Origin of the sequence: Microbacterium sp. RURRCA19A, from assembly GCF_900156455.1 — a bacterium.
Taxonomy (GTDB): domain Bacteria; phylum Actinomycetota; class Actinomycetes; order Actinomycetales; family Microbacteriaceae; genus Microbacterium.
In genome coordinates, this window is record NZ_FTNQ01000006.1 from 89,176 (window position 1) to 108,759 (window position 19,584).

Here is a 19,584-nt window from a genome sequence, read left to right on the forward strand (position 1 = left end):
CGGGTCAGCGCGCGCCGGCGCGCGCCGGGTGGTCGTCGCCGAGACGGTCGCGGCGGTCGCTGCGCAGGCGCGAGCGGAACGTGCCGTCCTGCGGGAAACCGCCGTACAGCCCGCGCTCGCGCAGCGCCGGGACGAGGAGCTCGGCGAAGTCGTCGACGGAGCCGGGCGACAGGAACGGGTGCAGCAGGAAGCCGTCCACCCCCGATTCCTCGACGAAGGCGCCGATGGCATCGGCCACGGTGTCGGGGGTGCCGAGGAAACGGTCGTCCGCGAACGCGGTCACCTTCGAGAACTGGCGGCGCACGTCCCCGGCGGTCAGCACGGGCGCGTCGCTCCGGGTCTCCTTCGTCTGGGTGGCGTTCGTCGCACGCTTGACGAGCGGCTCGTCGTCGGCGTACTGCGAGAAGTCGATCCCGCCCCACCCGGCGTAGGCGGCCAGCTGGGCCTCCGCGGCGTAATGCGCCTGGAGGGAGTCGATCTTCTCCTGCACGGCGATGTCGGTCGGGGCCACGACGAGGTTCATCCCGACGACGGCGCGGATCTGCGAGGCATCCCGTCCGAGCTCCTCGGCGCGGCGACGGATGCCGGCCAGCCCCTCGCGCACGGCGACCGGGTCGGAGTCGCCCACGAAGATCAGCTCGGCGTGCCGGGCGGCGAACTCCCGGCCGCGCGGCGACCATCCGGCCTGGATGATGACCGGGGTGCGCTGCGGCGACGGCGTCACCAGGTGGGGCCCCGCCACGCGGAAGTGCTCGCCGACGTGATCGATGCGATGCACCTTCGCGGGGTCGGCGAAGACCCCGGATGCCTTGTCGCCGAGGAACGCGTCGTCCTCCCAGCTGCGCTCCCACAGGGCGTAGGCGACCTCGAGGAACTCGTCGGCGCGGTCGTAGCGGCTGTCGTGCGCCATCACGTCGAGGCCGAAGTTGGCCGCCGCGCCCGGCAGGTACGACGTCACCACGTTCCAGCCGATGCGACCCGCCGTGAGGTGGTCGAGCGTCGAGAAGCGGCGCGCGTGGGCGAACGGGTGCTCGTAGGTGGTCGACACGGTCGTGCCGAACGCGATCCGGTCGGTGACGGCGGCGAGCGCGGGGATGTGCAGCATCGGGTCGAGCGCCGGGATCTCCACGCCGTGTCGGATCGCCGTCTCGGCTCCACCCCGGTACGTGTCGTAGAGGCCGAGGACGTCGCCGAAGAAGAACAGGTCCATCCCGGCGTCCTCGACGCGGCGCGCCTGGTCGGTCCAGTAGCGCAGCGACGTCGCCGACAATCGGTCGTCGGCGGGGTGGGTCCACAGGCTCGCGGCCGAGGAGCCGTTGCCGACGCAGGCCTGCTCGTAGAGGCCGAAGAGCAGCGGGCGGGGGTCAGACATGGGCGGTGATCCGTTCGTGGTCGGGAGCGGTCGTCCAGCGGACGCGTCCGCCGACGACGGTGAGGGATGCCTCGGCGGGGCCGTTCTCGACGAGCTCGGCGAGCGCGTCGCGGGGCGTGGCCGAGGCGACGGGGAAGACGACGAGGTCGGCGCGGCTGCCCGCGCGGAGCGCACCGGTGTCGGCCTCCAGACCCAGCGCGCGGGCGCCCCCGACCGTGGCGGCCGCGAACAGGCGGGCGTGCAGATCCTCGTCGGCGTATCCCTGTGCGCGGGCGATGCCGAAGAGCGCGGCGACGTCACGCCAGGGGGAGAGGCTCGGCGACGACGAGAGCGAGTCCGTGCCGACGGCGATCGCGTTGCCCTCGCGCAGGTACGCCGCCACGGGCGGCGGGTCCAGGCCGATCACGGCGTTGGACCGCGGGCACAGCGCCACGCTCACGCCCCGGGTGCGCAGGAGCGCCCGGTCGTCGGCATCCACGTAGATCCCGTGCGCGAGATGCGTCGTCGGGGTGAGGGCGCCGAGGTCGTCGAGGTACCGGATGACACCCGTGCCCGCTCCGCCGTCGCGCAGCAGCGCGAACTCGCCGCGGCCGTTCGCCCGCCACCGCTCGGCGAGATCGCCCGTGCCGGAGCGCACGTACGCGTCCTCCCACGCCGATTCGGCCGCGTGGATGTGCTGGCGGACGCCCAGGGTCCGCGCGAGGCGCGAGAGCGCGCGGAGCACGGCCGTGTCGAGCGAGTAGACCGCGTGGGGCGACAGCCCGGTCGTGGGCGGTCCGGGGAGCGCGGCGAGCTCGGCGCGCACGGTGCGCTCGCCGTCCTGAGCCCACGCGCGCTCGGTCCACCCGAGCACCTCCCAGAACGTGATGCCGTGCAGGCCCGCCTCGTGGACGGCGGAACCTGCGGCGGCGTCCGTGACGATCTCGGCGACGGCCGTCGTGCCCGAGCGCAGGGCCAGCGCGGCGCCCGCCGCGGCCGACGCGCCCCAGTCGCGGGGCAGGGGGTAGAGCTCCATGAAGGCGCTCATCCACGCCTCGAAGCCGGTGTGCTCGGCGAGCCCGACGGCGGCCATGTCGCTGTACTGCAGGTGGGTGTGCGCGTTGACGAGGCCGGGGGTCAGCGCACCGTCCCACTCGTGCAGCTCGGCGCCGGTGCCGGCGGTGGCCAGGACCTCGTCGGCGGGACCCACCGCGCGGATGCGGCCCTCCGCGATCGCCACGGCTCCGTCGGTCAGGGGCGCGGAACCGGGGGAGAGGAGGATCGGGGCGCGGTGCACGACGACGGTCACTCCTCGCCCTCCTCGGGATTCCACGCCGCGAGGAACGCCTGCTGCGCCGCCGACGGGGCGTCCAACGACCCGCCGAACGACGACAGGGCGATGGCGGCGACCTCGTCGTCGGCGGCGCGGGGCAGCTCGTGCACCCCGGGCGCGAGATCGGGCCTCGACAGGACGTGGGCGACGGAGGCGAGCTGCACACCGAAGGAGAGGTCCATGATCTCCACCGGGTTCCCCTCGGCGGCGCTGACGTTGAGGCAGTTGCCGTCGTCGAGCACGCGGACCTCCGCACCGCTCGGCATCCTGAGGACCGAGACGGAGCCGGTGCGGGCGATCTCGACGGCCCCGGCCGCGCGGGCGGCGTCGAGGGCGATCTCCTGCCCCACGCCGCCGCCGACCGCGACGACCGCCCCGCTGCGGAGCGCGTCGAGGTGCCCGACGTCGATCGTGTGGCGGATGCCGGTGGCCGAGATGACGATGTCGGCGAACCGCACGGCCTCGGCGAGGGTGCGCACCTCGAACCCCGCGAAGGCCGCCTGGAGCGCGGCGACCGGATCGGTCTCGGTCACGACGACCCGTGCGCCGAGGGCGGCGGCGTGCTGCGCGATGCCGGTGCCGACCCGGCCGAACCCGACGACGGCGACGGTCGCGCCGCGGAAGGAGCGGTCCGCGACGTCGGCGACGGCGAACACGACCGACTGCCCGGTGCCGTGCATGTTGTCGAACAGCGACTTCGACCGCGCGTCGTTGGCCGCGACGACCGGGATCCGCAGCGCCCCCTCGGCCTCCATGCGGCGCAGCGGCCGCACTCCCGAGGTCGTCTGCTCGGTGGCCCCGCGCATCCCGGCGACCACGTCGGGGCGCTCGAGGTGGGCCAGGCGGATCGTGGAGGCCCCGTCGTCGACGATCACGTGCGGGCGGTGGTCGAGGAGGGCGAGGGCGTTCGCGCGGTCCTCCGCGCGGTCGGCGGCCGCGCGGGCGTAGGTCGGGATGCCGGCATGGGCCAGCGCCGCGGCCACGGCGTCGTCGGTGTTGCGTCCGGCGGAGGTGACCGTCACCTCGGCCCCGGCCTCGGCGAGGGCCAGCGCGACCGTCGCGGTCTTGGGCTCGAGCACGTCGGAGACGCCGATGCGGACGCCGGCGACGGTGCCCTCGCGGGACAGCAGAGCGGCCAGTGCCGTGGTCACGGGCATGTGGGCCCGTGCCCACTCGATCCGGTCGTGCCCCGCACGCCACAGCCCGGGGTCGGCGATCCGGCCGGTCACGGGGTCACCGCCGAGGCGAACGCGGCGTCGTCACCGCTGATCAGGGCCGCGACTAGGGCGTCGGCGAGCCGCAGCTGTGCCGCGGTGGGCGGTTGCCCCTCGACCGGGAGGGGCGGGGGGATCTCCACGAGCGATCCGTTCGGGGTCGTGCGCACGTGCGGGCGAGGGGAGGGGAGATCGGTGGCATCCACCGGTCGGGGGGAGGCGTCGGCGACGAGACCCCGCACGTCGAACGCCGTGACGCCGTCGTGGCCCACACCGGCGAGGACCGTGAGAGGCGCCGCGCCGACGGCCGCCACGGCCTCGACGCGGACGCCGTCGAGACGGGCGGCGAGCCGTTCGGTCGGATCGTCGGTCGCGCGCACGACGGCGGCTCCCAATCGGCGCAGGACCGTCGTCAGCGCGGCGGCGAGGGGGCCGTCGCCGACGATCCGCACGGTTCCGCCGGCGAGCGTCAGGTTCGTGCGGGCGGACAGCGCCAGGACGACCTGCTCGGCGCGCAGGTGGCCGTAGAGGATGCCGAACGCCCGCGACGCGAGCGGGTCCGGCGCTGCGGGGTCGTGGACGACGTCGAGGTTCCAGGCCGAACGGAGATCGGCGCGGAGGGCGGCGGACACGGGGGGAAGAGCGCCGCCGTAGGCGAGCGCGACGGGGTCGGCCGGGCGCGCGTCGAGGAACCCCCGCGCGATCGGGAACACGGCGTCGAGCCCGACGGGGGCGGCGGACGAGGAGGACGACACGGCTCGAACGTAGGGCGCGACGGCCGTTCGACGCGAATCGATGACGCCGCATCTCTAGGATGGCGCGCGTGACCTATTCCCTCTCCCCGGACTCGTACCGGACGCTGCGGCCCGAACAGCCGCCGCGTCCCGCGCGCCGGGGCTGGGACCTCGTGATCACGGTCGTGTTGCTCGTGCTGCTGCCCCTCGCCGCGCTCGCCGGCTCGTACGCCGGTTTCTTCCTCGCGTTCGCGTCGGACGCGTGCGGCTCGGTGACCTGCGACTACGGCGTGATGAACTTCGGCCTCTGGTTCGCCGTCGTGGCCCCCTGGGTCGTCCTGTTGCTGACCGTCGTGGTCGCCATCATCCGGTTGGTGCGGCACCGCCTCGCCTTCTGGGTGCCGCTGGCGGGCATCGTGCTCATGGGCGCGATGTGGTTCGTCGCCGCGGCGATCGTCAGCGCCGGGGTCTCGGCATCCTGACCTCTCTCTCACAGGTGCTGCCGAGGCGGCGGCCCTAGGCTTCGGGCGGGCGTCCGGACGGGCGGCCGATCACCGAGCGCGAAGGCACCCGATGACCGACAGCACCCTGACCCTCCGCGGCGCGTCCGCGGGCTCCTCCTCCGGCGACGAGTCCTGGCTCACGTCCCTGGCCGACTGGACGGTCTCCCTGATGGAGATCATCGGACCGGTCGGCGCGGGCATCGCCATCGCCCTGGAGAACCTCTTCCCGCCGCTCCCGAGCGAGGTCGTGCTGCCGATGGCGGGACTCACCGCCAGCCGCGGCTCGTTCACGCTCTTCGAAGCGCTGCTGTGGACCACCCTCGGCTCCGTCGTGGGCGCGTTCGCGCTGTACGGGCTCGGCCGGTGGCTCGGCGCCGCCCGGCTGCGTGCGATCGCGGCGAAGGTGCCGCTCCTGCACCCCGAGGACGTCGACCGCACCGTCGCGTGGTTCGAGCGGCACGGCGGCAAAGCCGTGTTCTTCGGACGCATGGTGCCGATCTTCCGGAGTCTCATCTCCATCCCCGCCGGCGTGGCGAAGATGCCGCTGTGGCGCTTCGGTCTGCTGACCGCCGCCGGCAGTCTCATCTGGAACACGATCTTCGTGCTGGCCGGGTATCTGCTCGGTGAGAACTGGCACGTGATCGAGCAGTACGCCGACATCCTGCAGTACGTCGTGATCGCCGGCGTCGCCGCGGGGATCGCGTGGTTCCTGTACGCCCGCGTGCGGTCGCTGCTGGCGTCGCGTCGCCTGAGCGAGGCCGGCGAATAGGTCGCCGTCGAACCAACGGGGTCCTTCGCTCAGCGCGCCCACAAGACCCGACCGTAGACTGGAGACCGTGCCCGCCGACCGCCTCCATCTCGTGCGCCACGGGGAAGTCCACAACCCGCGCCGCGTGCTCTACGGTCGGCTCCCCGGATTCGGTCTGAGCGTCGACGGTCGCCGCATGGCGCGGCAGGCCGCGGAGTACGTGCACGGGCTCGACCGCCCGGTCGGAGCGCTCGTCGTCTCGCCGCTGCAGCGCACGCGCGAGTCCGCCGAACCGTTCGTCGGGCTCTTCGGCATCGACCCGTTCATCGACGATCGGGTCATCGAGCCGACCAACGTGTTCGAGGGCCGACGCATGAAGAAGGCCCTCGCCAACCCGCTGAACTGGCGGCATCTCTCGCGCCCCGCGGTGCCGAGCTGGGGCGAACCGTACGAACGCATCATCGCGCGCATGACCGAGGCGATGACCGACGCCTGGGACCGCGTGCCCTCGGGCGATGTCGTCGTCGTCTCCCACCAGCTTCCCATCTGGGTGACGCACCTCGCGCTCTCCCAGCAGCCCACCCGCCACGACCCCCGCAAGCGCCGGTGCGCATTGTCGAGCGTGACGAGCTTCGAGCGGCGAGACGGCGCCGCCGGGTCGTCGCGCTGGGTCGAGGTGGCGTACGCCGAGCCGGCCGCGACCGCCGGAGCCGTCGACGTAGGAGCCGTGTGATGCGCCGAATCCTCTCCGCCGCCGCCGCCCTCGCGCTGGTCGTGGGCCTGGCCTCGTGCAGTGCCGACCCGCTCGCCGAGCAGTACCGCGCGGGAGACAACAAGGGGTACATCGCCGCCAACGGGTTCCAGACGCAGGAGATCGCTCCGGAGAACCGCGGCGAACCCGTCGACTTCGCGGGAACGCTCGACAACGGCTCCGCCGTCTCCAGCGCCGACTACGCCGGCAAGGTGCTCGTGGTGAACTTCTGGTACGCCACCTGCGGCCCCTGCATCATCGAGGCGCCGCGCCTGGAGCAGGCCTCCCAGGCGTTCGAGGGCCAGGACGTGTCGTTCCTCGGCGTCAACACCTACGACCAGCCGGCCACCGCGCTGTCGTTCGCGCGCGACAACGGCGTCTCCTACTCGTCGGTCATGGCGGTCGACGATGCCGAGCTCAAGCTCGCGTTCGCCGACAAGACGCCCATCAACGCCACCCCCACCACGCTCGTGCTCGACCGGCAGGGCCGCGTCGCCGCGCGCGTCATCGGCGAGCTGCCCGAGGCATCCATCCTCGAGGCCATGGTGCGCACCGTGGTCGCGGAGAGCGCGTGAACCCGGGCGCCCTCGTCTTCGACGGCGCGCTCTGGCTCGCGATCCCCATCGCCCTGGCCGCGGGGCTGATCTCGTTCCTCTCCCCGTGCGTGCTGCCGCTGGTCCCGGGCTATCTCGGCTATATCGGCGGCGCCGTATCGCCGCGCGGGGGATCGGCATCCGCTCCCGGGCGTTCGCGGCTGGTGTTCGGCACGCTGCTGTTCATCGCCGGATTCACGCTCGTGTTCATGGCGGTCAACGTCTTCAGCGGCACCGTGGGGATGTTCTTCCTGCGCTACGCCGACGTGATCACGCGCGTCATGGGCGTGGTCATCATCCTGCTGGGTCTGGTCTTCATCGGGCTGTTCGGCCTCGCCCAGCGCTCGGTGCGCCTTCAGGCCCGGGGCAACCTGGGCCTGATCGGCGCCCCGCTGCTGGGCATCGCGCTGGGCGTCGGATGGACCCCGTGCATCGGCCCGACCCTCGCCGCGATCCTCTCGGTGTCCTACAACCTGGGAGACCCCGGTCGAGCCGCCCTCCTGGGCCTGGCGTACTCGCTGGGCCTCGGCATCCCCTTCCTGCTCCTCGCCCTCGGCTTCGGATGGGCGACGCGTTCCGTGGCGTTCGTGCGGCGACACATCCGCGTCGTCAACCTCGTCGGCGGCGCCCTGCTGATCGTGCTGGGCCTGCTGATGGTCACCGGGCTCTGGGGATCGTGGATGTCCACCCTGCAGGGGGTGATGCAGGGTGTCCAACTCCCGCTCTGACCTCTCGCCCGACCGGAAGAAGATCGTGACCGACCCGCTGCGCCCGTCCGACCACGCCGACTCGGCACCCGCCGCGGACGAGGGTCGAGACGACATCACCTCGCCCCGTCTCGGACCCGTCGAGTGGCTGCGATGGGGATGGCGTCAGCTCACGAGCATGCGCACCGCGCTCGTGCTGCTGCTCCTCCTCGCGATCGCCGCCGTCCCGGGATCGCTCGTCCCGCAGCGCGGAGCCGACCCCAACGGCGTCACGCAGTACTTCACCGACAATCCCGACCTGGCTCCCGTGCTCGACAAGCTGAGCCTGTTCGACGTGTACTCCTCGCCCTGGTTCTCGGCGATCTACATCCTGCTGTTCGTCTCGCTGATCGGGTGCGTCCTGCCGCGCACCCAGCACCACTGGAAGGCCCTTCGGGCGCAGCCGCCGCGGACGCCCGCGCGCCTCACGCGCCTGGACGACCACCGCGACGTGACGGTGTCGGTCCCCGGGGGACAGGATGCCTCCGCGGTCGCGGCATCCGCCGTCGAGACCGCCGCCGCGCAGCTGCGCAGGAGCGGCTACCGCGTCGCCCGGTACGACGGACGCGGCGCGTTCTCGGTCTCGGCCGAGCGCGGATACCTCCGCGAGACCGGCAACCTCGTCTTCCACATCGCGCTCGTCGGCGTGCTCATCGCCGTCGGCGTGGGCGGCGGCTTCACCTACACCGGACAGCGCGTCCTCGTGGAGGGGCAGGCGTTCACCAACAGCCTGCTCGACTACTCCTCGTTCAACCCCGGGCGTTTCGTGAACACCGACACGCTCGCGCCGTACTCGATGACGCTCGACCGCTTCGACGTCAGCTACGTCCCGCCCGGTCAGCCCGGCTCGGGGCAGGCGGGCGACTTCGCCGCGAACGTCACCACCCTCACCCCCGACGGGCAGCGCCAGGACGGGCAGGTGCGCGTCAACCACCCCCTCGACGTGCAGGGCGATCGCGTCTACCTGCTCGGCAACGGCTATGCGCCCACGGTCACCATCCGCAACGCCGAAGGCGTGGAGGTGTTCCACGACTCCGTCGCCTTCCTCCCGCAGGATGCCAACATGACCTCGCTCGGCGTCATCAAGGTCGCCGACGGCATGCCCGAGCAGTTGGGCCTCATCGGGTTCTTCTACCCGACGATGGACACGCTCACCTCGGGGGCGCTCACGTCCACCTACGGCGACCTCGAATACCCCGTGCTGACCCTGCGCGTCTACGCGGGCGACCTGGGAATCGACGACGGTACGCCCCGCTCGGTCTACACCCTCGACCCCACGGGCATGACCCAGATCGCCGGCGGCGACAGCGGCACCCCGGCCCTCCGCCTGATGCCCGGCGAGACGCAGGACCTGCCGAACGGTCTCGGCACGATCACGTTCGAGAACGAAGCACCCGCCGGGACGACCGGATACGCGGGGTCGGTCAAGCGGTTCGCCTCCCTGTCGATCCACCGCGACCTCGCCGGCCCGTGGGTGCTCGGCTTCGCCACGCTCGCGACCCTCGGTCTGCTCGCCGCGCTGTTCGTGCCCCGTCGGCGTATGTGGGTGAAGGCGACGCCGCACGGCGACACCGTCCGCGTCGAGTACGCCGGACTCGCTCGAGGTGAGGACCCCACACTCGCCGCCGCGCTCGACCAGATCGTCGAACGCCACCGTCCCGCGCTGCCGGCCCCGACCGACCAGAGCCCTCCCTCCCGCCCGGCTTCCGATGACCAGAGCCGCCCCGACACCGGAAAAGTAGACTGACACCATGCCCGGAACCGATCCGCTCCTCCTCGACGAGATCTCCCTCCTCCTCGTGTGGACGGCCGTCGCGATCTACGTCCTGGCCTTCATCGCGTACGCGATCGACCTGGCCCGACGTTCGGACCTCGCGATCAAGGCCAAAGACGAGGTCGTCGCACGCGAACTCGTCACGGCCGGTGGGGGCGGTGTCATCGACGCATCGCCGCGGCCCGCGGCATCCGGAACCTCCTCCGCGACACCCCGCTACCTGTGGGCGCGCATGGGGACGGCCCTCGTCGCGCTGGGCTTCCTCTTCCACCTCGCCGGCGACGTGCTGCGCGGCGTCGCCGCGGGACGCGTGCCGTGGTCGAACATGTACGAGTTCGCGCTGACCGGCACGCTGCTGGTCGTCGCGGTGTACCTCGTCGTGCTGACGCGCTTCGACCTGCGCTTCCTCGGCGCGCTGATCACCGGCCTCGCCGTCGTGCTGCTCGGGGGTGCCACGCTCGCGTTCCACGTCGAGGTCGTGCCGCTGGCGGATCCGCTGAAGTCCGTGTGGCTCGTCATCCACGTCTTCGTCGCATCGCTGGCCACGGCGCTGTTCGCCCTCGCCTTCGGGCTGTCGGTGATGCAGCTGCTGCAGACCCGTCGGGAGCGCAAGCTCGCCCTCGCGGCATCCTCGGACGCCCCCGCTCCGCGCCGCAACTTCCTGCAGACCCTGCCGAACGCCGACGCGCTGGAGTCGCTCGCCTACCGCTTCGCGATCGTCGGCTTCATCTTCTGGACCTTCACCCTCATCGCCGGATCCATCTGGGCCAACGACGCGTGGGGCCGGTTCTGGGGCTTCGACACCAAGGAAGTCTGGACCTTCGTCATCTGGGTGCTCTACGCCGGATACATCCACGCCCGTGCCACCCGCGGCTGGCGCGGCACCCGCTCGGCTTGGCTGTCGATCATCGGCTTCGCCGCCGTGCTGTTCAACTTCACCATCGTCAACGTCTTCTTCAAGGGCCTGCACGCCTACTCCGGCCTGACGACCTGAGGCCCCGCGCGCTCGGCGCGGGGTCGAGTGTCCGAGACACGCGGATGCTTTCCTGCGGTATCCGCGTGTTCTGGACACTGAGCCACAAGCCCTCGTTCTGGATCGCAGCCCGTGGTGTGAGTGTCCACGACACGCGGATGTGCCGTCTGCGCGTCCGCGTGTTCTGGACACCGGACCGTCGGCGAACGCCGAGGAAGCGCGCGGGAACTCACGCGTCGGGGCGCCAACCCCGAGAGAGCAGCGCGACGCGAACGGGTGCGACGACGTCTCGTTCGGGGTTCCGCATGTGGTGGTCCAGCACGCGGACCAGGATCCACCCCGCGCTCGCGATGGCCGGCCACCGGTCGGCGTCCCGCCGGAACTGCTCCATCGAGGCGTGCTGACGCCCGTCGTACTCGACCGCAACCCGGTACCGGCGGTAGGCGAGGTCGAGGCGCGCGATGAAGCGGCCGCCGTCGATGAGGTCGCCGTTGAGTTCTGGTTCGGGAAACCCCGCCCGCTGCAGAACAAGACGCAGGTCGGTCTCGCGCGGAGACTCCGACCCGGGACGAGCGAGCCCGAGGGCCGCGTCGAGGTCGGCGGCGCCTCGTCGACGCAGCCGCTCGATGGCCGTTCGAAGGTCTTCCGCGTCCGCGTCGCCGCGTGTCAGGATCGCGTCGGCTGCGGTCACGAGCGCGCCGACCGGAACCATCCCGCCGAGCTGCGCCCAGGTCTCGGCGGCAGTGGGAACCGGGAGCCCCGAGCGGAGCGTGAGTCCCGCGGCATCCATCCGTATCCGGTGGCCGATGACTCCGGACGTGCGCGGCTCCCTCGCGGGCGGGCTGGCCGAGACGTGGAGATCACGCGTCGTGTGGAGCGGCAGCGGCAGCTCCCACACGGCGGCGGCCGTGGTGTGACTGAAGAACTGCAGACCTCGCAACCGAGGCGCGTACGCACGGCATCTCTGGAGAAGGGTGGTGCACTCCTCATCGGCACGCACCCGGATGCCGTGGAAGGGTGCCGCGAGATCTCTCGCGAACAGCCGGCCCGAGGTCACCCCCGCTCGCCGGGCGCTCGCGACGTCGAAGGCGACCCCGAGGTCGGAGGGAAGCGGTGAGCGGCGCACCGCCCCAGGGAACCCCATTCACGCGGCGCCGCGCGAGTATCGGTGACCGTTCAGAGGAGAACTGCGCCGATCTGGCCCTTGGGGAGGACATGTCTTGCGGCGCCCACCGGCCCCGCCTCCCCAAGTTCACTGTCCACGACACGCGGATGGAGTCGCCGCTCCTCCGCGTGTCTTGGACACTCGACCGGGGCAGCGCCGCGCCCGCTACGCGGGCAGGGCGGCGGCGCGGACCGACGCCGTGCGGCGACGCACCACGATGAGCGTCGTGACCACGAGCGCCAGCACGGCCCACACCGCCAGCGCCACGACCCCGGCCCCGACGCCGCCCGACGAGGCGAGGGCGCCCAGCATGGCGGAGTACGCCGGAGACGTCGGCAGCAGCGAGGCGAATCCGGCGAGCACGGGCGGCACCGTCGAGACGATGTTGGCCGCGACGGCCAGCGCCCCCACGATCGCGGCGATCCAGCGGCCGGCCCCGCCGAACACCGCGACGAGCGCCTGGTTCACGGCGGCGAACGCGACCCCGGCGGCGATGCACACCAGTGCGAACAGCGCCCAGTCGCTCCAGTCGTACTGGGATGCCACCTGCACGACGCCGGCGACGAGCAGCCCCTGCACGGCGCCGATGATCGCCGCCGGAGCGAAGCCGCGGAGGGCGACGAGCCCCGACGCGCGCCGACTGGTCAGCGCCCGCGCCGACACGGCCTGGAACACCACGAACGAGGCGAGACCGCCGAACCACAGCACCGCCATCGCCAGCAGCGGGACCGCCGCGATGCCGAACAGCGAGTCGCTCACCCCGGTGGCCGACACCGGGTCGGCGACGACGTTCGCGAGACTCGTGGCCTCGGCGTCGGTGTAGGTGGGCAGCTGGGCGACCGCGGTGTCGAGTCCGTCCGCGAGCGACGAGGTTCCGGATGCCACCTGCTGTACGCCGTCGGCGAGTTGTCCGGCGCCGTCCTCGGACTGGGACACCCCGGATGCCACTTGCGCGGCGCCCGAGCTGAGCGTCGCGGCCCCAGCCCCCAGCTTGCGCGTGCCGTCGGCGACCTGGCTCGCACCACTGCTGAGGCCGTCGATGCCACCGGCGATCGTGTCGATGCCGTTCGCGGCCTTGAAGCCGCCGTCGGCCAGCTTCTGGTTCGCGGCAGCGATCGCGCGGACCCCGGCGGGAAGCTGCGCCGCTTGACCGGCGAGCGTGCCGATCTTGGTCACGGTCTCGGTGGCCTGCGGGAGGGCCGCCTTCGCATCGGCCGCGGCCGTACGCAGCGCGTCGCACTGCTCAGGCGTGCCGGTGCACTCGTCCGCGGCCTTCTTCAACGCCGCGGCGGCTTCCACCAGCGCGTCGTTGACTTTCGGCGCCGCGTTGGAGAGGTCGGTGGCCACCTGTGAGAAGTTCGGCGGGATCTGGTCGGCCAGGCCGTTGATCTGGGTCGCGAGAGCCTGGTTGCCGTTCGCGAGATCGCGGACGCCGGACGCGGCTTCCCGCGTGCCACCGGCCAGCGCCGTCGCGCCGCCGGCGACCTGCGCGGCGCCGTCGGCGAGCGGAGTCGTCCCCGCGGCGAGCTGCTGCGCGCCCGTGGCCACCTGCGAGGCCCCGTCCGAGAGCTGGCCCAGGCCGTCGGTGAGCGTGGTCGCGCCGGTCGCCGCCTGTCCTGCGCCGTCGGCGAGCTGGTGTGCGCCGCTGGCCGCGTCGCCGAGGTTCTTGCTGAGCGTCGTGAAGCCGAGGAACACGTTGGTCAGGTACTGCGACGACAGCTCGGTGCCGAACACGGACGACGCGGTGGATGCCAGCTGCGCGGTGATCGCGCCGTCGACCACGCGCGCGTCGGGTGCCGTCTGCACGCCGATCGTCGCGCGTTCGGGGGTTTCGCCGGGGCGGGTGGACAACGCCGCCGACGTGAAGTTCTCGGGGATCGTGACGACGGCGGTGTAGGTGCCGTCCTTGAGGCCCGCCGCGGCATCCTCGTCGTTGGAGATGACCCAGGCGATGTTGCTCGGCTGATCGTCCGCGCCCTTGACGAGGCCGCCGGTGAGCTGGCGGCCGAGGGGGACGAGCTGACCGTTCAGTTCGACGGCCTTGTCGTCGTTGACGATCGCGGCGGTGATGTTGTCGAGACGGTCGGTCGGGTTGTAGAGCGCTCCGACCAGGATGCCGCCGATGACGGCCGGCAGCAGGAGCACGCCGATGAGGGTCAGCCAGGTCACGGGGCGGCGCGAGCGGGAGCGCTCGACGGGGACGGTCATGCGAACACCTCGGAGAGATCGGTGGAGGACTCGGGGGCCGGGCGGTGCCGGTGGGGGGCGGGCAGCGCCAGCGAGGTCACGTCGGGGCGGTGGGCGTCGGCGAGGAGGGCGAGCGCGCGGCGTTCGTCCCGGGCCGACACCACGAGGGTGAACGCCGACCCGGCGTCGCCGTCGCGCTCGCGCGCCGCGACGGCGACGCGCCGCAGCTCTTCGGCGACGTCGGCGCGCGCGTCGGCGTCGAGCCGGTCGACGTCGCAGAGCACGGCGAGACGCGTGGGGCCTGCGAGAGCCCGGGCGACCTCGTCGGCCGCGCTGTCGGGGTCGTCCAGGAGCGCCAGTCCCACGCGGGAGCGGACGGCGCCGGCCCGCTCGGGGAGCAGGAGGCCGTCGACGCGGAGGCGCCCCTCGACCGCGGAGAGTCGGCCGGCCAGGGCCAGCAGCAGGGGGCGGGTGACCCGCGTCTCACCGGTCACGAGCAGCGTTCCGCCGTAGCCGACCCGCAGCCGCACATCGGCGAACGCCGGATCATCGTCGTCCGAGGGCGTGGCGGCACGCAGGTCGTCGGCGGCCACGGCGATGGCGGGCTCCGTCGGCCAGTCGCGCAGGCCGATCTCGCGTTCGACGGCTTCCCCCTCGACGTCGAGCTTGGGCAGCAGACGGTCGAGCCATCGTGGCATCCACCAGGCCTTGTCTCCGAGGAGCGCCAGGATCGCGGGGACCAGGGTCATGCGCACGAGGAACGCGTCGACGGCGACACCGACGGCGAGACCCAGGGCGATGGGTTTGAGGCTCGAGTCGCCTTCCGGCACGAAGGCGACGAAGACCGAGAACATGATGACCGCGGCGGCCACGACGACGCGGGCCGAGCCCATGAAGCCGCTGCGCACGGCCCCGAGCGCGACCTCGCGGGGTGTGCGCCCCTGGCGGTCGGCGTGCACGTAGTCCTCGCGCATGCGCGACACGAGGAACACCTGGTAGTCCATCGCGAGGCCGAACAGCACGCCCATCAGCACGATCGGCATGAAGCTGATGATCGGTCCGACCTTCGCCACGTGGAGGGCGTCGGCGAACCAGCCCCACTCGAACACGGCGGCGACGACACCGAAGGAGGCGGCAACCGACAGCAGATACCCGCCCGCGGCGGTGAGCGGCACCCAGATCGAGCGGAACACGATCATCAGGAGGATCAGCGACAGCCCGACGACGAACAGACCGAACGGCAGCAGGGCGGCGCCGAGCTGATCGGAGATGTCGATGGTGACGGCGGTGTACCCGGTGACGAGCAGACGGACGCCGAACTGGTCGTACAGGCGGTCCTCGGCGGCACGGAGCTCGCGCACGAGGTCGGCGGTGCGGGGGTCTTCGGGACCCGTCTCCGGCACGATCTGCACGATCCCGGTGTCGGCGGTCTCGTTCGGGGTCGCGAGCGCGACCTCCGCGACGCCGGGGATCTTGGCGACCTCGTCACCGATGTCGGTCATGAGGGTGAGCGGATCGTTGGAGGTGACGATCGTGCCGGTCATGATGAGTGGGCCGTTGGCTCCGGGGCCGAAGTACTCGTCGGTCAGCTCGTACGCGGTGCGCGCCTCGTTGCCCGGGGGAAGCTGGCCCGCGGTGGGGAGCGTGAGGGCGAGGCTCCCGGCGGGGATGGCGGTGACGCCGAGCAGGCCGATCACGGCGACGGAGGTGATCACGGGATGCCGGGTCACCAGGCCCACCCACCGTTTGGCGGGGCCGCTGCGTTCGGTGCGGGCCTTGCGGGCGGCCGCCTTCCCGGCGCGGGCGGCCTCGGCCGCGGCGTCGGCCTCGGCACCCTGCTCCGCCGTCATCGCGCGGCGGCGGCGTGCGGACGTCCGCTTGCGGCCGAAGCCCCAGCCCACCACGCGCCCCTTCGCGAATCCGAGGAGAGCGGGGGTGAGGGTCAGCCCGATGCACACCGCGATGGCGACGGCGACGGACGCGGCGACCCCCATGGTGGTCAGGAACGGGATGCCGGCGAAACCGAGTCCGATCAGGGCGATGAGCACCGTGATGCCGGCGAACACGACCGCGGAGCCGGCCGTGCCGGTGGCGCGGGCGGCGGATTCCTCGGGGTCCATGCCGCCGCGCACCTGGTCTTGATGTCGGGACACGATGAACAGGGCGTAGTCGATGCCCACGGCGAGTCCGAGCATGACCGCCAGCAGCGGGGTCGTCGTCGACACCGTCGCGAAACCGGTGGCGATGAAGATGAGGGCGACCGAGAGCGCCACACCGAGGAGCGCGGTCGCCAGCGGCATCCCGGCCACGAGGAACGACCGGAACGTGAGCATGAGGACGATCGCCGCGATCACCACGCCGAGCGCTTCGGTGATGCTCGCGCCGGGGATCTCGGTGGCGAAGAGCTGACCGCCGAGGACCGCCTGGGACCCGGCGGGGAGGGCGGAGCCGAGCGCGGTGGTGTCTTCCCGGAGTGCGTCCTCGGTGGCGGTGGGCACTTCGGTGGCCTCGCCCGAGAACTGGATGCGGATGATGGCCGCCCTGTCGTCGTCGGAGACACCGCCCGAGATGCGTTCGTCGAAGGGGTCGGTCACCGCCTCGACGAAGTCGAGCTTGCCGATGTCGGTGACGGTGGTCTGGATGGTGTCCTGGTAGTCCTGGTCGCGCACGGTCGCGCCGTCGGCGGCGACCACGACGATGTCGGCGCTCGCCCCGCTGACCTGCGGGAAGGTGCGCCCGAGCATCTCGAGCCCGGCCTGGGACTCGGTGCCGGGGATCGCGAAGGTGTTGTCGGTGCCCTTCGCGAAGAGCGCGACCCCGCCTCCGGCGAGCACGAGGATGAGGATCCACGCCGAGAGGACGCGCCACGGGTGGCGGAACGACCAACGGCCCAGGGTGTACAGGAAAGTGGACACGGTGGCTGCTCCCGAGGTCGGCGGTGGGTCGATACAGCACCGTATCGGATACAACAATGTATCGTAGTTGTCCGGGGGAGGCGCCAACCTGAGTCTCGCCCGTGAAGCCAGAGGAGCGCCGCATGACCGACACGGCACCGGCGCCGTCACGACGACGCGAGAACACCCGCACCCGACTGATGGATGCCGCGGCCCAGCTGTTCGCGGAGGAGGGCATCGACGCGACGTCCGTGGAGGCCGTGTGCGAGCGCGCCGGGTTCACCCGCGGCGCGTTCTACTCGAACTTCGCCTCGAAGGAGGAGCTGTTCCTCGCGCTGTGCGAGCGTTCCGCGAACACGACGCTCGCGGCGCTGCGCGAGCGCATCGCCTCTCTCGAGGCGCACGATCTCGACGCGCACACGGAACTGCACGATCTCGTTCAGCAGGTGCTGGAGATCGCGGCGCAGGACCGGCTCGACGTGCTGCTCAACGCGGAGATCCGGACGCAGGCCCTCCGCAACGCGGACTTCGCGGTGGCGTATCGCGCGCTGGACCGGGGGCTGTCCGAGAGCGTCACGCACCTGGTCAGCGACATCGCCGCGGCGCGGGGACTGCGTCTGCGGATCCCCCCCGAGGCGGCCACCGAGCTCCTGCTGTCGATGTGGGTGTCGGCGACCGAGCACGCGCTCATCGCCGGCCACGACCCGCGTGCGGCTCAGCCCGAGCTGGCCGCGCGGCTCTCGCACATCCTGACGCTCATCCTCGAGTGAGGTCGGCCTCCAGCAACCGGTAGCACCGGGTCAGGCGCTGAAGCCACCAGTCGCACCGGTCTTCGGCGGCCTCGACGCGGTCGAGCGACGCCGTGGTCGGCGACACGCGCGTCGGCGTCAGCGCGCCGTCGCGGGGGCGCAGGGGTGCGGCGACGACGTCCGCGGTGAACAGCGCCGCGGTGCCGAGACCGCAGTCGAACTCCAGCTCCGGCAGAGCGGACGCGAGAGCGAGACCCATCGACAGCCCCACCGACGTGTCGAGGGCGCTGGACACCACCGCCGGGAGTCCCGCTTCCGCGACGATCGCCAGGGCGGCGCGCACGCCCCCGAGCGGCTGCGCCTTGATCACGAGCAGGTCGGCCGCTCCCGCGCGTGCGACGCGGAGCGGGTCGCTCGCCTTGCGGACGCTCTCGTCCGCGCCGACGGGGATGTCGAGGTAGCCGATGCGCTCCCGGAGCTCGGCGAGCTCCTCGACCTCGGCGCAGGGCTGCTCGATGTACTCGAGGTCGAACTCGGCGAGGGCGTGGACGGCGCGCTCGGCCTCGTCGACGTTCCATCCGCCGTTGGCGTCGATGCGCACGCGCCCCTCGGGCCCCATCGCCCCCCGCACGGCGCGCACCCTCGCCACGTCGTCCGCGAGCACCTGTCCCGCCTCGGCGACCTTCACCTTGGCCGTCCGGCATCCGTCGTAGCGGGCGAGCACGCCCTCGACCTCGGATGCCGGCACCGCGGGGACGGTCGCGTTGACCGCGACGCGCGAGCGCACGGGAGCGGGGGTGGGATGCCAGCCGAACTCGAGCGCGGCAGCGAGCCACGTCGCGGCCTCGGCGTCGCCGTACTCGGTGAACGGCGAGAACTCCGTCCATCCCTCGGGCCCCTCGAACACGACCGCCTCGCGCGTCCGGATGCCGCGGAACCGGGTGGCGAGGGGGAGGGCGACGACGCGGGCCGTGGCGAGGACGTCGGTGAGGGGCGGGAGGGGACTCATCCCCCCATCCTGGCCTCGGTGTCGGACGTCGGGAATAGGCTGGCCGCATGCTCTTCGACACCCCGGTGCGTCTCGGCGTCCAGATCCAGCCGCAGCACGTGCAGTACTCCGACATCCGCGACGCCGTCTTCCGTCTGGAAGAGATGGGCGTCGACGTCCTGTTCAACTGGGACCACTTCTTCCCCCTCTACGGCGACCCTGACGGCGAGCACTTCGAGTCGTGGACCATGCTCGCCGCCTGGGCCGAGCAGACCGAGCGCGTCGAGTTCGGCGCTCTGGTCAACTGCAACAGCTACCGAGGTGCCGACCTGCAGGCGGACATGGCCCGGACGATCGACCACATCAGCAAGAAGGGCGGCGACACCGGGCGCTTCATCTTCGGCACCGGATCGGGCTGGTTCCAGCGCGATTACGACGAGTACGGCTACGAATTCGGAACGGCCGGTTCGCGACTGAACGCCCTCGCGAGCGACCTCGACCGCATCGTCGACCGCTGGGGCAAGCTCAACCCCGCGCCCACCCGCAAGATCCCGGTGATGATCGGCGGCAAGGGCGAGCAGAAGACGCTGCGCATCGTCGCCCGTCACGCCGACATCTGGCACAGCTTCGTCACGCCCGACGAGCTGCCGCACAAGTTCGAGGTCATCGAGCGCTGGGCCGAGACCGAGGGGCGCGACCTCTCGGGCCTCATCGTCTCCAACGAGCTGAAGGACCGCGACGAGACCGTCGCCGACGCGCTGTACGACGCCGGCACCCGCCTGTTCACGCTCGGATTCTCGGGCCCGGACTGGGACTACTCGATCATCGAGCGGTGGCTCGCCTGGCGGGACAGCAAGAACGCCTGAGTCCCGTGAACGTCT

17 protein-coding genes are annotated in these 19,584 nt (G+C 72.1%); 9 read left to right on the forward strand and 8 right to left on the reverse strand.

Annotated features, from left to right (window positions below; genetic code table 11):
• Nucleotides 1-4 precede the first annotated feature (4 nt).
• The 4 genes from BW982_RS16725 to BW982_RS16740 are packed head-to-tail and all read right to left on the reverse strand — an operon-like array spanning nt 5 to nt 4,653.
• The gene (locus BW982_RS16725) at nt 5-1,372 is read right to left on the reverse strand and encodes an NtaA/DmoA family FMN-dependent monooxygenase (protein ID WP_076495258.1); all 1,368 of its coding nucleotides are present in this window, start codon (nt 1,370-1,372) and stop codon (nt 5-7) included.
• On the reverse strand, nt 1,365-2,660 hold the full coding sequence (locus BW982_RS16730) for an amidohydrolase family protein (protein WP_076495260.1): 1,296 nt from the start codon (nt 2,658-2,660) through the stop codon (nt 1,365-1,367). Before BW982_RS16730 ends, BW982_RS16725 begins: the two co-directional genes overlap by 8 nt.
• A complete protein-coding gene (locus tag BW982_RS16735) occupies nt 2,657-3,913 on the reverse strand; it encodes an adenosylhomocysteinase (protein WP_076495262.1) in 1,257 nt (418 codons plus the stop codon). The genes BW982_RS16730 and BW982_RS16735 overlap by 4 nt, the downstream gene beginning before the upstream one ends.
• Nucleotides 3,910-4,653: a hypothetical protein gene (locus BW982_RS16740; RefSeq protein ID WP_076495264.1), complete on the reverse strand. Its 744-nt coding sequence runs from the start codon at nt 4,651-4,653 to the stop codon at nt 3,910-3,912. The genes BW982_RS16735 and BW982_RS16740 overlap by 4 nt, the downstream gene beginning before the upstream one ends.
• 68 nt (nt 4,654-4,721) lie before the next feature.
• On the opposite strand from BW982_RS16740, the gene BW982_RS16745 reads away from it, so the two are divergent.
• The 7 genes from BW982_RS16745 (at nt 4,722) to ccsB (ending at nt 10,741) form a co-directional block, all read left to right on the forward strand.
• A complete protein-coding gene (locus BW982_RS16745) occupies nt 4,722-5,114 on the forward strand; it encodes a DUF6264 family protein (protein WP_139327525.1) in 393 nt (130 codons plus the stop codon).
• 91 nt (nt 5,115-5,205) lie between these two features.
• Nucleotides 5,206-5,904, forward strand: coding sequence for a DedA family protein (locus BW982_RS16750; RefSeq protein ID WP_076495266.1), 699 nt, complete (start codon nt 5,206-5,208; stop codon nt 5,902-5,904).
• Between the two features lie 67 nt (nt 5,905-5,971).
• Nucleotides 5,972-6,616, forward strand: coding sequence for a histidine phosphatase family protein (locus BW982_RS16755; protein ID WP_076495268.1), 645 nt, complete (start codon nt 5,972-5,974; stop codon nt 6,614-6,616).
• Nucleotides 6,616-7,209 carry a TlpA family protein disulfide reductase gene (locus BW982_RS16760; protein WP_076495270.1) on the forward strand — a complete coding sequence of 198 codons (594 nt, stop codon included), beginning with the start codon at nt 6,616-6,618 and terminating at the stop codon, nt 7,207-7,209. Before BW982_RS16755 ends, BW982_RS16760 begins: the two co-directional genes overlap by 1 nt.
• Nucleotides 7,206-7,955 carry a cytochrome c biogenesis CcdA family protein gene (locus BW982_RS16765; protein WP_076495272.1) on the forward strand — a complete coding sequence of 250 codons (750 nt, stop codon included), beginning with the start codon at nt 7,206-7,208 and terminating at the stop codon, nt 7,953-7,955. Before BW982_RS16760 ends, BW982_RS16765 begins: the two co-directional genes overlap by 4 nt.
• Nucleotides 7,956-7,980: 25 nt before the next feature.
• On the forward strand, nt 7,981-9,720 hold the full coding sequence (locus BW982_RS16770) for a cytochrome c biogenesis protein ResB (protein WP_076495372.1): 1,740 nt from the start codon (nt 7,981-7,983) through the stop codon (nt 9,718-9,720).
• A gap of 4 nt (nt 9,721-9,724) precedes the next feature.
• Nucleotides 9,725-10,741 carry a c-type cytochrome biogenesis protein CcsB gene (gene ccsB / locus BW982_RS16775; RefSeq protein ID WP_076495274.1) on the forward strand — a complete coding sequence of 339 codons (1,017 nt, stop codon included), beginning with the start codon at nt 9,725-9,727 and terminating at the stop codon, nt 10,739-10,741.
• A gap of 208 nt (nt 10,742-10,949) precedes the next feature.
• On the opposite strand, the gene BW982_RS16780 is transcribed toward ccsB, so the two are convergent.
• The 3 genes from BW982_RS16780 to BW982_RS16790 all read right to left on the reverse strand — a co-directional run bounded on the left by BW982_RS16780 (nt 10,950) and on the right by BW982_RS16790 (nt 16,987).
• Nucleotides 10,950-11,846: an endonuclease domain-containing protein gene (locus BW982_RS16780; RefSeq protein WP_175611139.1), complete on the reverse strand. Its 897-nt coding sequence runs from the start codon at nt 11,844-11,846 to the stop codon at nt 10,950-10,952.
• Nucleotides 11,847-12,050: 204 nt separating this feature from the next.
• Nucleotides 12,051-14,093, reverse strand: coding sequence for a YhgE/Pip domain-containing protein (locus BW982_RS16785; RefSeq protein WP_076495277.1), 2,043 nt, complete (start codon nt 14,091-14,093; stop codon nt 12,051-12,053).
• Complete coding sequence (locus BW982_RS16790) at nt 14,090-16,987, reverse strand: MMPL family transporter (RefSeq protein ID WP_076495279.1); 2,898 nt, start codon at nt 16,985-16,987, stop codon at nt 14,090-14,092. The genes BW982_RS16785 and BW982_RS16790 overlap by 4 nt, the downstream gene beginning before the upstream one ends.
• A 122-nt stretch (nt 16,988-17,109) precedes the next feature.
• Between BW982_RS16790 and BW982_RS16795 the strand changes: the two genes are divergently transcribed.
• A complete protein-coding gene (locus BW982_RS16795; RefSeq protein WP_076495281.1) occupies nt 17,110-17,736 on the forward strand; it encodes a TetR/AcrR family transcriptional regulator in 627 nt (208 codons plus the stop codon).
• Here the strand turns inward: BW982_RS16795 and BW982_RS16800 are convergent.
• The gene (locus BW982_RS16800) at nt 17,723-18,724 is read right to left on the reverse strand and encodes an o-succinylbenzoate synthase (protein ID WP_076495283.1); all 1,002 of its coding nucleotides are present in this window, start codon (nt 18,722-18,724) and stop codon (nt 17,723-17,725) included. The genes BW982_RS16795 and BW982_RS16800 overlap by 14 nt on opposite strands.
• Before the next feature lie 47 nt (nt 18,725-18,771).
• Between BW982_RS16800 and BW982_RS16805 the strand changes: the two genes are divergently transcribed.
• The gene (locus tag BW982_RS16805; protein WP_076495285.1) at nt 18,772-19,569 is read left to right on the forward strand and encodes an LLM class F420-dependent oxidoreductase; all 798 of its coding nucleotides are present in this window, start codon (nt 18,772-18,774) and stop codon (nt 19,567-19,569) included.
• The last annotated feature ends 15 nt before the right edge of the window (nt 19,570-19,584 follow it).

Coding starts and splice junctions, on each gene's coding strand:
- BW982_RS16760 (WP_076495270.1), top strand. CDS start 6,616: ATGCGCCGAATCCTCTCCGCCGCCGCCGCCCTCGCGCTGGTCGTGGGC.
- BW982_RS16785 (WP_076495277.1), bottom strand. CDS start 14,093: ATGACCGTCCCCGTCGAGCGCTCCCGCTCGCGCCGCCCCGTGACCTGG.
- BW982_RS16805 (WP_076495285.1), top strand. CDS start 18,772: ATGCTCTTCGACACCCCGGTGCGTCTCGGCGTCCAGATCCAGCCGCAG.
- ccsB (WP_076495274.1), top strand. CDS start 9,725: ATGCCCGGAACCGATCCGCTCCTCCTCGACGAGATCTCCCTCCTCCTC.
- BW982_RS16795 (WP_076495281.1), top strand. CDS start 17,110: ATGACCGACACGGCACCGGCGCCGTCACGACGACGCGAGAACACCCGC.
- BW982_RS16800 (WP_076495283.1), bottom strand. CDS start 18,724: ATGAGTCCCCTCCCGCCCCTCACCGACGTCCTCGCCACGGCCCGCGTC.
- BW982_RS16750 (WP_076495266.1), top strand. CDS start 5,206: ATGACCGACAGCACCCTGACCCTCCGCGGCGCGTCCGCGGGCTCCTCC.
- BW982_RS16725 (WP_076495258.1), bottom strand. CDS start 1,372: ATGTCTGACCCCCGCCCGCTGCTCTTCGGCCTCTACGAGCAGGCCTGC.